The organism is Pseudomonas sp. MWU12-3088 (assembly GCF_023242405.1).
Classification (GTDB): Bacteria; Pseudomonadota; Gammaproteobacteria; order Pseudomonadales; family Pseudomonadaceae; genus Aquipseudomonas; species Aquipseudomonas kribbensis.
Map to the genome: position 1 here is coordinate 344,476 of NZ_JALJEA010000003.1, position 13,275 is coordinate 357,750.

10 protein-coding genes are annotated in these 13,275 nt (G+C 61.5%); 6 read left to right on the forward strand and 4 right to left on the reverse strand.

Going from position 1 to position 13,275, the window contains the following annotated elements; genetic code table 11:
• Positions 1-21: 21 nt before the first annotated feature.
• Positions 22-456 (reverse strand): NUDIX hydrolase, encoded by a 435-nt coding sequence (locus tag M5B98_RS10305; protein WP_248742636.1) that lies wholly within the window; start codon positions 454-456, stop codon positions 22-24.
• 72 nt (positions 457-528) lie between these two features.
• Positions 529-1,884 carry an HD domain-containing phosphohydrolase gene (locus M5B98_RS10310; protein WP_248742637.1) on the reverse strand — a complete coding sequence of 452 codons (1,356 nt, stop codon included), beginning with the start codon at positions 1,882-1,884 and terminating at the stop codon, positions 529-531.
• Between the two features lie 248 nt (positions 1,885-2,132).
• Here M5B98_RS10310 and M5B98_RS10315 point away from each other — a divergent pair, with 248 nt between their 5' ends.
• The 5 genes from M5B98_RS10315 to M5B98_RS10335 are packed head-to-tail and all read left to right on the forward strand — an operon-like array spanning position 2,133 to position 10,057.
• Positions 2,133-4,007, forward strand: a complete 1,875-nt coding sequence (locus tag M5B98_RS10315) for a putative bifunctional diguanylate cyclase/phosphodiesterase (protein ID WP_248742638.1) — start codon at positions 2,133-2,135, stop codon at positions 4,005-4,007.
• Positions 4,004-5,878, forward strand: a complete 1,875-nt coding sequence (locus M5B98_RS10320; protein ID WP_248742639.1) for a putative bifunctional diguanylate cyclase/phosphodiesterase — start codon at positions 4,004-4,006, stop codon at positions 5,876-5,878. The genes M5B98_RS10315 and M5B98_RS10320 overlap by 4 nt, the downstream gene beginning before the upstream one ends.
• On the forward strand, positions 5,875-6,843 hold the full coding sequence (locus tag M5B98_RS10325; RefSeq protein WP_412548535.1) for a cytochrome-c peroxidase: 969 nt from the start codon (positions 5,875-5,877) through the stop codon (positions 6,841-6,843). Before M5B98_RS10320 ends, M5B98_RS10325 begins: the two co-directional genes overlap by 4 nt.
• Positions 6,843-8,657, forward strand: coding sequence for a DAHL domain-containing protein (locus tag M5B98_RS10330; RefSeq protein WP_248742760.1), 1,815 nt, complete (start codon positions 6,843-6,845; stop codon positions 8,655-8,657). The genes M5B98_RS10325 and M5B98_RS10330 overlap by 1 nt, the downstream gene beginning before the upstream one ends.
• Positions 8,654-10,057: an ATP-binding protein gene (locus tag M5B98_RS10335; RefSeq protein ID WP_248742640.1), complete on the forward strand. Its 1,404-nt coding sequence runs from the start codon at positions 8,654-8,656 to the stop codon at positions 10,055-10,057. Before M5B98_RS10330 ends, M5B98_RS10335 begins: the two co-directional genes overlap by 4 nt.
• Here the strand turns inward: M5B98_RS10335 and M5B98_RS10340 are convergent, their stop codons facing one another.
• Complete coding sequence (locus M5B98_RS10340; RefSeq protein WP_248742641.1) at positions 10,058-11,383, reverse strand: APC family permease; 1,326 nt, start codon at positions 11,381-11,383, stop codon at positions 10,058-10,060.
• 117 nt (positions 11,384-11,500) lie between these two features.
• On the reverse strand, positions 11,501-12,322 hold the full coding sequence (locus M5B98_RS10345; protein WP_248742642.1) for a carbon-nitrogen hydrolase family protein: 822 nt from the start codon (positions 12,320-12,322) through the stop codon (positions 11,501-11,503).
• 125 nt (positions 12,323-12,447) lie between these two features.
• Between M5B98_RS10345 and M5B98_RS10350 the strand changes: the two genes are divergently transcribed.
• On the forward strand, positions 12,448-13,248 hold the full coding sequence (locus tag M5B98_RS10350; protein WP_119427751.1) for a helix-turn-helix transcriptional regulator: 801 nt from the start codon (positions 12,448-12,450) through the stop codon (positions 13,246-13,248).
• Positions 13,249-13,275: the final 27 nt, after the last annotated feature.

Sequence of the window (13,275 nt, forward strand, 5' to 3'; positions counted from 1 at the left end):
CGAAGTCCTTTGCACGAATGATCAGGCGATCGCGGTCAGCGAGGCTCGATAAAACGGCAGGATCAGGTCGCGTGTCAATGGGGCGAGAACCACATCGCCGTCGGTGGCCGGGTCGATCCAGATCACCTCTTCGATCTCGGCCGCCGGGAAGACTTCGGCGTCGATGGTCAGCTGAAAGATCTCGGCCTGCACGACAAACCCCGGCTCGTTGGCAGCCGGTGCCGAGAACTGACCGAGAAAACTCGCCTGCGCCGGATCGATCACCAGCCCCAGTTCTTCCTCCAGCTCGCGGGCCAGCGCACGCACCGGCAGTTCATGGGCCTCGATCTTGCCGCCCGGTTGCATGAACGCGGTGGTATCGCGCTTGCGCACCAGCAGGGTCTGGCCGTCGGGGTTGAGCAGCAGCGCGGCGGCAATGCGAATGGTACGGGGGGAAACAGCGGATACAGAGGTCATGGGTCAGCCACCGGCCTTGAGAAAAACCGCAAGGATCCCATGCCGGCTGCGCCAGCGTCACCTCGTACGGCCTCAAGAACCGGCCAGCAGCGCCGCTTCGCCCTCCTCCGGCACTTTCACGAACACCTTGTATTTGGCCCCCTCCATGGCTTCGAAACTGATCAGTTTGTCCACCAGCAGCGCACTCAGCACCTTGCCGGCATTGAGCAGCAACATGCCGTTATCGGCATTGAGGTTGCGTGCCAGGATCATCCCCGCCGCCAGCTCCCGGGTGCCCAGAACCTTGACGCTCGGATCGGTCAGGGTGATATCGCTGACCAGCGCGCAGACCTTGATAAAGTCCTCAATCAGCTCGGGATCATAGAGTCTGCCGGCGTACTGGCGCAGGTACAGCAACGCCTCGTCGCTGTTCATCTGTCGTTCGAGAATCAACCCGCGCTGCAACTCGACGAAATCCACCGCCAGTTTCAACAGCCGCGAACCCAGGGGAATGGCCTCGCCCTTGAGCCGGTCGGGAAACCCGCTGCCGTCCCAGTGTTCCTGATGGTGCAGGATCAGCCGCGCGGCATCCTTCATCGGGTCCAGGGTCATCAGCAGTGACTCGCTCTGTTTCGGATAACCCCGATAGCGGTCGCGGTCGGTGCTGTGCAACAGGTCCGAAGGGGTGGTCATCATGCTGTCGGTCCAGCTCAGCTTGCCGATGTTGTACAGCGCGGCGGCCATGGTCAGGTCGCGGCTGGCGGCTTCGTCCAGCCGATGCACCTTGCAGTAGCCGCGCACCAGTTCGATGATCTGCCGGTTGGTCTGCTTGGCCGGCGGCAGGCGCAGGTTGGCCAGCAGCGAGAACACTTCGGTGCCGGTCACATAGCTGTGCTTGAGTTCTTCGTAGGCCAGATCGAGCATGTCGGCGGTCTGCTGCAGCTCGGCGGTACGGGCGCTGACATGTTTTTCCAGAGTGCTGTTGAGCAACTTCAACTGATCGTTCTGCACCCGGGTCAGTTGCTCCAGACGCTCGCGCTCACGGGCCAGGTGCTGATGTTCCAGAGCCTGGCGCAGGATCAGCAGCATCTCCTCGTCGTTCCAGGGTTTGCTGATATAGCGGTCGATCTGGCCTTCGTTGATGGCCTTGATGATCGCCGAAGGGTCGGCATAGCCCGTCAACATGATCCGCGTGGTTGCCGGATACAACTGACGAACGCTGGCCAGCAGCGTGGCGCCGTCCATATTGGGCATCCGCGCGTCACTCATCACCAGATCGACCGGACGTTGCGCCAGCATTTCCAGCGCCTGGGCACCGCTGCTGGCGAGCAACACCTCATAGGGCTGGCCCCGCAGCAGACGGCGCAGGCTGTTGAGGATCGACTCCTCGTCATCGACCAGCAACACGGCAGGCCGATGGGCCGGAGTCGGGGCGGATTGCGCTTCCATGGCGAGGCCTCGCGATAGACGATGGACGTGGCAGGCGTGTCGACAGACTTCCTCCCTTGCCCGCGCCTGAGTGACAGGCTAGATGATTTTTGCGCCGGGACCGCGCAAGTCATCGGGTAAGGCGAAGTACCCACAGGGCAACTATGCTCAAGTCGCTGGACGACACCATCAGCCTGCGCGCAGGCCTGTGATGAGGGGAAAAGGATGCTCCCGATGACGATCGTGCGTGAACTTGCGGGTAGGGCGCCATGAGTGCGCCACCTGGTCCCATCAATCGCCGTGTGCTGATCGTCGACGATACGGCATCGATCCACGACGATTTCGCGAAAATCCTCAAGTCATCCACGGTTGAAGACGACAGTCTGGGCGAAACCGAAAGCCTGCTGTTCGGTACTCCGACCGGCGCGTCTGCCACACAGAACGAAAATTTCGAGCTGGATTCGGCCTTCCAGGGGTGCGAAGCACTGGACATGGTCGAAGTCGCGCTGGCCGCCGGTCGCCCTTACGCCATGGCCTTCATCGACATGCGCATGCCGCCGGGCTGGGATGGCCTGGAAACCATCGAGCGGCTCTGGCAGGTCGATCCCAAGCTGCAAGTGGCCCTGTGCACCGCTTATTCCGATTATTCCTGGGAAGAGATCGATCAGCGGTTGCCGCTGAACGATCGCCTGCTGATCCTGAAAAAACCCTTCGATGCGATCGAAATACGCCAGATGGCCAGCGCCCTGACGGTCAAATGGCAAATGACCGAAGACGCCGCGCTGAAGATGAATCAGTTGGAACAAAAAGTGACCCTGCTGGCCCGCACGGACGGCCTCACCGGGCTGGCCAACCGCGCCACGCTGATCGAGCGTCTGCATCAGGCCTTCGCTGCCGCGCGCCGGGGAGCAACGCCATTTTCGGTGTTTTACCTGGACCTGGATCACTTCAAACGGGTCAATGACACCCTCGGTCATCCGGTCGGCGACCTGCTGTTGGAGCAAGTGGCACAACGGATCAAGACCGTGGTCCGGGAGAACGACGTGGTGGCGCGTCTGGGCGGCGATGAGTTCGCGATCCTGCAACTGGACGTCAGCGAACCGACACAGTCCGCCGCCATGGCCACCAAAATCCTTGAAACACTGCAGGCGCCCTACCAACTGGGCGGCAATGCCGTGCGCATTTCGGCCAGCATCGGCATCAGCAGTTATGCGCCCGTCAGCTTCGATGCCGACAGCCTGTTGGGGCAAGCCGACATGGCGCTGTACCGCGCCAAGGAGTCCGGACGCGATCAGTTTCACTTCCACTCGGAGGACATCACTCGGGAGGTGGCCGAGCGCATGGTCCTTGCCGAGGAGTTGACCACGGCCCTCATCCAGGGAGGACTGAAGCTCGATTACATGCCGGAAGTGGACCTGCACAGCGGCAGGATTCTCGGCATGGCCGCGCAGGTCAGTTGGCAACACCCCAGGCTTGGCCTGCTGCCGGCGTCAGCCTTCGTTCCGGCGGCGGAAAAGACCGGTGCAATCATTCCTCTCGGACGCTGGATTCTGGATCAGGCCTGCTGGCAGATGCACCGGTGGCAAAACGACGGGGTGGCGCCTCCGGTGATGGCGATCAAGATTTCCCTGGCGCAGCTCAAGTCCGGCCCCGAACTCATCTACGACGTGTTGCGCACCACGGCGCGCTGGGAACTGGCGCCATGGGACCTGCGCTTCGATGTCACCGAGGCCACCCTGGCCCAGACCCAATGGACCCACAACGATGCGTTGCCGCGCCTGCGCGAGCTGGGTGTGACCATCGCCATCGATGATTTCGGCACCGAATACTCATCGTTCGATTACCTGAAAACCTACCGGGTCAATCACCTCAAACTCGCCCAGTCCCTGATCGACAATGCGGCCCGGGATGAAGACGGCGCCAACCGGCTGCGGGCGATCGTCAATTTCGCCCGGGACCTGGCCATCGACATCAGCGCCGAAGGCGTCCAGCCGGACGTTCAGGGCGCAACCCTCGTGCCCGGCGTGCCGTTGAAAAACGTGCAGGGCTTTTGCCTGAGCGCGGCGGTCAGCCCGGAACAGGCCGCCCGACTGCTGAAGGACGCCAGCGCAGCCGCCCCGCTGCCCAGGGAGGATGAAGGATGAAAACGCCTTTTCCCCAGACCAACCGGCGCATTCTGATCGTCGACGATACGCCAGCGATCCATGCCGACTTCCGCAAGATCCTCGCCCCCGAGACGGCGGCTGAAGCGGATCTGAGCGGTCTCGAACAGACGCTGTTCGGCACCCGTCAGTCGCCGCACCTGACCTTTCAGCTCGATTCCGCCTATCAGGGCCAGGAAGCGTTGAAATTGGTGCAACACGCACTGGACGAAGGTCGTCCCTATGCCCTCGCCTTCACCGACATGCGGATGCCGCCTGGTTGGGACGGTCTGGAGACCATCGAAAAACTGTGGGAGGTCGATCCGAACCTGCAAATCGCCTTATGCACCGCCTACTCCGATTACAGCTGGGAAGCCATGGCCGAACGACTGGAATTCGGCGATCAGTTGTTGATCCTGAAAAAGCCGTTCGACACCCTGGAAATCCGTCAGATGGCCAATGCCCTGACCTGGAAATGGCAACTGGCCCAGGACGCGGCGCTGAAGTTGCTCAGCCTCGAGCAGACCGTCGAAGCCCGGGTGCATGAGCTGCTCAAGGTCTCGCGCCTGTTGCAGTACGACAGCCTCACGGGCCTGCCCAACAGCACCTTGCTCGGTGACCGTCTGACTCAGTCGCTGGCCGCTTGCCGGCGCCATGACAAACAGTTGGTGGTGATGTTTCTCGGCCTGGATCGCTTCAAGCGCATCAACAATGCCCTGGGCCATCCGGCGGGCGACGAGATGCTCAAACGGGTCGGCCAGCAACTGCTGACCTGCGTGCGCGAATCGGACTCGGTGTTTCGCTATGGCTCTGACGAATTCGTGGTGATGCTCAGCGACATCAATCACCCGCAGCAGACCCGCAGCATCGCTGAAAAACTGCTGGCGGCCATCCGTGAGCCACAGACGATTGTCGGTCACGACGTCAGTGTCACCGCCAGCGTGGGTATCAGCCTTTATCCGGACGACGGGCTGGAAGCCATCGACCTGATCAAAAAAGCCGAGACGGCCATGCGCAATGCCAAGGAAAGCGGTCCGAACGAGATCGGTTTCTTCATCGAGGCCATGAACCAGCGCGCCCGGGAACAGCACGGCATCGAGTCGGGCATTCGCCTGGCCCTGCAACGGCACGAATTCGTACTGCACTACCAGCCGAAAATCGACCTGGGCAGCGGCCGGGTGGTAGGCGCCGAGGCACTGGTACGCTGGCAGAAACCGGGGCATGGCTGGGTGTATCCATCGGAGTTCATCCCCGTGGCCGAAGACAGCGGCCTGATCGTGCCTCTGAGCAAATGGGTGCTGGGTGAGGCGTGCCGTCAGACGCGGGACTGGCAAAAAGCCGGGTTGCCGCCGATCCGCATATCGGTCAACACCTCGGCCATCGACTTTCGTCAGCGCCTGTTTGTCGAGGGCATCGAACAGGTGCTCAAAGAGACCGGGCTCGATCCCGCCCTGCTGGAACTGGAGATTACCGAAGGCGTACTGATGCAGAACGTCGACGCGACCATGAGCGCGTTGAACCGGCTCAAGGCTCTGGGGGTCAGGCTGGCCATCGATGACTTCGGCACCGGCTATTCCAGCCTGAGTTACCTGCGGCGGTTCCCCATCGATGTGCTGAAGATCGATCAGTCGTTCATTCGCGGCCTGAGCCATGACAGCAGCGATGCCGCGCTGGTCGGCGCGATCATCAGCCTGGGCAAGAGCCTGAACCTGAACGTCATCGCCGAAGGCGTGGAGACCGCACAACAACTGGCCTTTCTCAGGGACCACGACTGCGAGGAGGGCCAGGGTTTCCACTTCAGCAAAGCCTTGCCGGCGGACGACTTCGCCCGCCTGCTGGTGGCCGGGGTGCCTGGTCCCTGGAGCGTTGCATGAACACGCCAACGACGTGCCCGTCGCGCAGCGTTTTGTTCCTGATGCTTTTCGCGCCCTGCGTCGAGATTGTTGCCGCGCCGCTGGACGAGCCGCTGAAACCGCTGCCCGACATTCCGAAACAGGATCCGAAACGCGTCGAGCTGGGTCGCCGGCTTTTTCTCGATCCACGGTTATCCCTCAACAACACCCTGTCCTGCGCCAGTTGCCATCAACTGGACAAGAACGGCGCTGACAGCCGGGCCCTTTCCCTGGGCTTCGATGGCCAGCCGGTGGCGGTCAACACCCCGACCGTGCTCAACGCCAGCCTCAATTTCCGCCAGTTCTGGGACGGTCGCGTGGAAACGCTGGAAGAGCAGACCAATGTCGTCATCACCAGCCCCCACGAAATGGGCAGCGACTGGAACACTGTCGTGCAACGGATTGCCGACGATTCCGGTTATCGCCAGTCTTTCAGTGCCGCCTATCCGGATGCCGTGACGCAAGCCAATATCCAGAACGCCCTGACGAGCTACGAACGCACGCTGCTGACACCCGGCTCACGCTTCGATCAGTACCTGCTCGGCAACACCGAGATCCTGACCCTCGATGAGAAATACGGCTATCAGCGCTTCAAGGACTACGGCTGCATTGCCTGCCATCAGGGGGTAAACATCGGCGGCAACATGTACCAGAAATTCGGGGTGTTCGGTGACTACATCGCCGATCGCGGCAACCCGACGCTGGCGGATCAGGGCCGGTACAACGTCACCGGCGACGAAAACGATCGGGCCGTGTTCAAGGTGCCGAGCCTGCGCAACGTCGCGCTGACCGCGCCGTACTTCCACGACGGCTCGGCGCCCACCCTCGAACGGGCGGTGGACGTGATGTTCCAGTATCAGTTGGGACGCATGCCGAGCGAGGAAGACAAGGCGCTGATCATCGAGTTTCTCAAGACCCTGACCGGACACTGGGAGGGTCAGTCATGATGACAACCGTCGCGGGGCGGCGCAGCCTGCTTTTGCTCAGCCTCCTCGCCGTATTGCTGGCCTCGGTCCTGGTGTTTCTGTACCTCAAGTCCAGTTCCGAACAGACCACCACTTACACCGAATCCCGGGACCTGATCCGTCAGATCAAGCAACAGGATTCGCAGTGGGAAAGTGAAGTCCTCAAGGCCCGGGTGGCGATTACCCACAATTACGACCCGCTGGTCTCGCCGATGAACGAGATGAATCGCCTGTGGGCACATTTCGAATCCATGGAATCCGGGCATGGACGCAACGAATCCAGGCAGTGGGACCATGCCCACGAACGCTACCTGGACGCCATGCAGGAAAAAACCCGTCTGGTGGAACAGTTCAAGTCACACAACGCGCTGTTGCGCAACTCCCTGGCGTTCCTGCCCAGCGCCGAGGATGACATTCAGGCGCAACTGGCCAATCTGTCCGACCTCGACAAGATTCAATTGCAGAACATCGTCACTGACACCTATGACCTGTTGCTCAGCGCACTGGAGTTCGCCCAGGTCGCCTCCGACGACAAAGCCTCAGACATCGAAGTGGGTCTGAACAAACTGGCGGTGAACGCGCAACGTCTGCCGGCGAATTTTCAGACCCCGATCCGGATCCTGAGCAATCACATTGCGCTGATCCTGCGCGAGCAACCGATCGTCAACCGCCTGCTCGATCAGATCGAGGCGATTCCCGTGGCCGAGCGCCTGGACACCATCACCAACATGCTCGATCTGGATCAGCAACAGGCCGAACGCACCGACCAGAAATACCATTTCTACCTGTTGCTGTTTTCCGTCCTGCTGATGTTGTCGCTGCTGTGGCTGGCCATCCGCCTGATCCGCAGTTTTGCCGAAATCAACCGGGTCAATGCGGCCCTGCAAACCGCCAATGACGTGCTCGAGCAACGGGTCGACGAGCGCACTCGTGAACTGAAGAACGTGCAGAGCGAATTGCTCGATGCCGCGCGCCAGGCCGGCATGGCGGAAATCGCCACCAACGTGTTGCACAACGTCGGCAACGTGCTCAACAGCGTGAACATTTCCTCCGACCTGATCTCGCGAAAACTGCGCAGCAGCAAAGCCCTGGGGCTGGGCAAGGCGATGCAACTGATCAACGAACACCCGGACGACCTCGGGCCGTTCCTGACTGAAGATGCCAAGGGCAAGCTGCTGCCCGGCTACCTCAACCAACTGGTGGGCGCCATCGCCCAGGAACAGCAGGAAATGGCCGACGAACTGGCCCAGATGAACAAGAGCGTCGATCACATCAAGGACATCGTCGCCACCCAGCAATCCTATGCCGGCGCCAACAGCCTGACCGAGCCGCTGTACATCAACGAACTGCTCGAAGACGCGCTGCGCATGAACGCCGGCGCGCTGACCCGGCATCACGTCACGGTGTTCAAGGAATACGGCGACGTGCCCCAGGTGATGGGCGACAAGCACCGACTGCTGCTGATCCTGATCAACCTGATCAGCAACGCCAAGTACGCGATGTCAGACCTCAGCAACCGCCCGCGGACCATGACTCTCGGCGTGAAGATCGTCGATGAAGGTTTTCTGGAGATCAGCGTCAAGGATGATGGCGAGGGCATCGCACCGGAGAACATGACGCGGATCTTTGCCCACGGCTTCACCACCCGCAAGGATGGCCACGGCTTCGGCCTGCACAGTTGCGCCCTGGCGGCCATCGAGATGAACGGCCATCTCACCGCCCACAGCGACGGGCCTGGCCTGGGCGCCCTGTTCACTTTGCAGATCCCGCTGATCACGGTAACGGAGAACGCATGAGCGAACTGTCGAACCGCCGCATCCTGCTGATCGACGACATGCCGTCGATCCACGAAGATTTTCGCAAGATCCTCACCCCGAACCGGGCGCAGTCGGCGGAACTGGACGAGATGGAAGCGGCCCTGTTCGGCGCCCCCGCCAAACCCAGGCGGGCGATGTTCGAACTGGACTCGGCCTATGGCGGCGAGGAAGGCCTGGCCAAACTCAACCTGGCCCTGCAGGAGCAATGCCCCTACGCCCTGGCCTTTGTCGACATGCGCATGCCCGACGGTTGGGACGGCGCGAAAACCATCGAGCAGTTGTGGCTACAGGATCCGCAATTGCAGGTGGTGGTCTGCACCGCGTATTCCGATTATTCCTGGGATGAACTGCTGGATCGCCTGCACGCCCATGACCGGTTACTGATCCTGAAAAAGCCGTTCGACAACATCGAAGTCCAGCAGATGGCCAACACCCTGCTGACCAAATGGCAGATGACCGAACGTGCCTCATTGCAGATGCATCACCTGGAACACCTGGTGGACCAGCGCACCGCCCAGTTCAAGCAGGCCAGCGAAGCCTTGCAGCGAGAGATCGATGAACGCAAGCAACTGGAAGGCCAGTTGGTGCAGTCGGAAAAACTCGCCTCGCTGGGGCAACTGGCCGCCGGGGTCGCCCATGAAATCAATAACCCGATCGGCTTCATTTCCTCCAACCTCGGCACCCTCGACGGTTACTTCCAGCAACTACTGGCCATGCTCGGCGCCTATCACGCCGTCGGGCAGACGCTGGCTGCCGAGCCGGCTGCGCAGTTGCAACAACTGCGCGAGCACCTTGAAGTGGATTTTCTGCTGGAAGACATTCCGGTGCTGATCCGCGAGTCCAAGGAAGGCATCGGCCGGGTCGGGCAGATCGTCAAGGACCTCAAGGACTTTTCCCGGGTCGACACCCAGCAGCAATGGCAGTGGGCGAACCTGCAGCAGGGCATCGAGTCGACCCTGAACATCGTCGCCAGCGAACTCAAGTACAAGGCCGATGTGGTCAAGGAATATCAGGACATCCCGGAGATCGAGTGCCTGCCCTCGCAGATCAATCAGGTCATCATGAACCTGGTGATCAACGCGGCGCAGGCCATGGGTGCCGAGCGCGGCACCATCACCCTGCGCACTGCGGTGCAGGGCGAGTCGGCGATCATCGAAGTGGCCGACACCGGCTCGGGCATTGCGCCCGAGACCCTGCAGAAAATCTTCGACCCGTTTTTCACCACCAAACCCGTAGGCCAGGGGACAGGGCTGGGTCTGTCCCTGTCCTACGGCATCGTGAAGAAACACGGCGGGGACATCTCGGTCAGCAGCACTTTGGGCGCCGGCACCACGTTTCGCGTGCAACTGCCATTACGCCAGACCCGGCCTGCGGCCTGATCAGGTCGCTTCCTGAAAATCCATTTCCGGTGGCTGGCGACGGAAACCGCCGGTCAGCACCGCCAGATACACCACGCCAATCGCCAGCCAGCTCAGGCCCAGATACACCGCCAGGTGATCGAGGCTGACCATCAGCCACAGGTCCGCGACCAGACCGATGAACGGGAACACCAGAAACAGCAGCAGCTCGCGCGGGCCTTTTTTCTCGCCACCGATCCAGTAGTGAAAAATCACTGACAGGTTGACCAGGCTGAAGGCCAGGAACGCGCCGAAGTTGATGAACGAGGTCGAGGTGGTCACGTCGAGTTTCAATGCGAGCAAGGCCACCACGGCGCACAGCAGGATGCTGTTGACCGGTGTGCCGAAGCGTTCGTGCAAGGTGCCGAAAAATGACTTCGGCAACACGCCGTCACGCCCCATCGCAAACAGCAGCCGCGAACCGCTGGCCTGGGCGGACAGACCCGAAGCGAACTGACCGACGATCAGGCCGATGAGGAAGATCGACACGAACAGGTCGCCGCCAATGTTGCGCGCAATCTCGTAGGCTGCCGAGTCGACATTGTCGAACTGGAACGACGGATGGGCGACCTGCACGAAGTACGACACGCCGACGAAGATCAGCCCGCCGATCAGGGTGATCAACATGATCGCCCGAGGAATGGTGCGGCGCGGATCGCGGGTTTCTTCGGTGAGGGTGCTGACTGCATCGAAACCGAGGAACGAGTAGCAGGCGATGGCCGCGCCGCTCATGATCAGCGGCATCTGCATGTCGCCGTTGAAGAACGGTTTGATCGACCACAGTGGCGTGCTGGCGTCGCCGCCGATGTAATGCACGCACAGCACAACGAACGCGACCAGCACCAGGAACTGCACCAGCATCAGCAAGGCGTTGATGCCGTTGGCCAGCTTCAGGCCGATGATGTTGATCGCACTGGTGATGCCGATGAACGCCAGCACCCAGATCCACTGCGGGAGCGACGGGAAGGCCGACGCGAGGTACGCGGCGCCGATCAGCCAGATCGCCATCGGCAGAAACAGATAATCGAGCAGCACTGCCCAACCGGCGATGAAACCGAGTTTCGGGCTGATGGCCTTGCGCACATAGCTGTAGGCCGAGCCGGCCACCGGGAACGCGGCGGCCATGCGGCCATAACTCATGGCGGTGAAGAACATCGCCACCAGCGCCGCCAGATACGCGGCGGGCACCATGCCGGCGGTGGATTGAGCGAGGATGCCGAACGTGCCGAGGACAATGATCGGCGTCATGTAGGCGATGCCGAACAGCACCACCGACCCCAGCGAAAGGGTGCGTTGCAAACGAGCCATGGGCGACTTACTCCGGATTTTATTGGATTTATGGCAGAGGCCGAATTCGGCGAATTTTCCGGGTGTTGCTGATCGTTCCCACGCAGAGGGTGGGCACGATCGGATATCTCTTGTTCTTTAGCGCGAAGGAATCAGCAGCTCCCGCAGTCCAGAAGCGTGTTCAACCACCTCCCCCGGCAACCTCAACCGCTGATCATCCAGATACCGATAATCCTTGCGCGCCAGCGCCAGCTGACCGAAATCCAGCTCGACACTGAACCGCCCCTCCTCACGCCCGGCCTCGAACAGTACCGTGCCCAGCGGATCCACCAGCGCACTGCCGCCGGCAAACATCAGCCCGTCATCCCCGGCTTCCACGCGGTTGACCATCAGCGCAAACGCCTGGTTTTCCTGGGCCCGGGCCATGATCGCGGTGCGGTGGGTCGGGCCGTAAGGGTCCATGTTGCCGTTGGTCACGATCAACAACTCCGCCCCCAGTTGCGCCAAGGCACGGGCCGACTCCGGGAACTCGATGTCGTAGCAGATCAGCAGACCGACCCGCACGCCGTTCCACAGGCACGTGGTGTAACGATCACCGGCCTCGAACACACCGCGATCGGAGGCCCAGAGGTGGGTCTTGCGGTATTTCAGGGCGATTCCTTCGGGGGTGATCAGCAGCGTGGTGTTGTAGAAGCGGCCGTTGTCGTTTTCGGCCATGCCGATCACCACGGCGACGTTGCGTTCGCGGACAGCGGCCTGCAACGCGCTGACGGTCGGCCCGTCCAGCGGCTCGGCGATCTGCGCCACGGTGTCGGCGCTCGGGAAGCCCATCAGGTGGGTCTCGGGGAACACGATCAGTTGCGTGTCGGCCGGGCACTCGGCAATCGCCGCCAGGGCGCGTTCGAGGTTGTACGCCGTGTCTTTGTCACGGCCCGCCAGTTGGGCGAGTTCGACTTTCATGGGGAGTCCTTGTTATGAGCGCCGGGCGCCGAAAGATTGCCCGGCGGCTGTCTGTGGGCCAGTATGCTCGGCATTCGACCGGCCAGGGAATTACGCGGCCGGGGTAACCCGATAGGGGTAGAGGCATGACTGTTTCGTTTGACGACATCACCTGGCACCGCGCCGTCGGGCAGTTGATCGACGCCCTCGACAAGCCGAATTTCTGGGCGCAACTGGTGCGCCTGCTCGACCAGTACGTGCCGTTCGATAGCTGGGTGGCGCTGCTGTTCAGCGCCGACCGTCACCCGCAGGTGTTCGCTGAATGCCCGGGCGAAGACGGCAGCCCCGACCAGCTATTCCAGGATTACCTGCGCGGGTTGTACCTGCTCGACCCTTTCTATATCGCCTGCCGCGAGCAATCGCGCACCGGGTTGTACCGCCTGTCGGAGGTCGCGCCGGAGCATTTCGAGCTGACCGAGTATTACCAGCGATACTTTCGTCTGAATGTGGTGGCCGACGAAATCCAGTTCAATTGCCAGCTCGAAGGCGACCGCACGCTGTGCCTGTCACTGGGCAGCAAGCAGCGTTTCAGTGGCGAGCAGATTGCCCTGCTGTCACTGATCCAGCCGTGGGTGCTCGGCCTGCTGCGCCAACGCCTGCCTTACGAAATCAATGAAATCGTCGCCCTCGCCCCGTCACCGGCGCAACCGGACTGGCGGGTGCAGCTCGAAGCGTCGGTGCAGCAACTCAAGGGCGCGCAACTGACCGCCCGGGAACTGGATGTCGGGCGTTTGATGCTCAGCGGTTGCTCCAGTAAAGAAATCGCCCGTAAGCTGGAAATCTCTGTTGAAACCGTGAAAGTCCATAAGAAACACATGTACAGCAAGCTGGGGATCAAATCCCAGTCGGAGCTGTTTTCGATCTTCCTGCAGGCGCAGAACGCCTGACTGCCGCAAAAAAATCTGTCCGAACCA

What these genes read in the sequence shown, in the direction of transcription:
- M5B98_RS10305 (WP_248742636.1), bottom strand. Translation starts at nt 456, where the DNA reads ATGACCTCTGTATCCGCTGTTTCCCCCCGTACCATTCGCATTGCCGCC.
- M5B98_RS10310 (WP_248742637.1), bottom strand. Translation starts at nt 1,884, where the DNA reads ATGGAAGCGCAATCCGCCCCGACTCCGGCCCATCGGCCTGCCGTGTTG.
- M5B98_RS10315 (WP_248742638.1), top strand. Translation starts at nt 2,133, where the DNA reads ATGAGTGCGCCACCTGGTCCCATCAATCGCCGTGTGCTGATCGTCGAC.
- M5B98_RS10320 (WP_248742639.1), top strand. Translation starts at nt 4,004, where the DNA reads ATGAAAACGCCTTTTCCCCAGACCAACCGGCGCATTCTGATCGTCGAC.
- M5B98_RS10325 (WP_412548535.1), top strand. Translation starts at nt 5,875, where the DNA reads ATGAACACGCCAACGACGTGCCCGTCGCGCAGCGTTTTGTTCCTGATG.
- M5B98_RS10330 (WP_248742760.1), top strand. Translation starts at nt 6,843, where the DNA reads ATGACAACCGTCGCGGGGCGGCGCAGCCTGCTTTTGCTCAGCCTCCTC.
- M5B98_RS10335 (WP_248742640.1), top strand. Translation starts at nt 8,654, where the DNA reads ATGAGCGAACTGTCGAACCGCCGCATCCTGCTGATCGACGACATGCCG.
- M5B98_RS10340 (WP_248742641.1), bottom strand. Translation starts at nt 11,383, where the DNA reads ATGGCTCGTTTGCAACGCACCCTTTCGCTGGGGTCGGTGGTGCTGTTC.
- M5B98_RS10345 (WP_248742642.1), bottom strand. Translation starts at nt 12,322, where the DNA reads ATGAAAGTCGAACTCGCCCAACTGGCGGGCCGTGACAAAGACACGGCG.
- M5B98_RS10350 (WP_119427751.1), top strand. Translation starts at nt 12,448, where the DNA reads ATGACTGTTTCGTTTGACGACATCACCTGGCACCGCGCCGTCGGGCAG.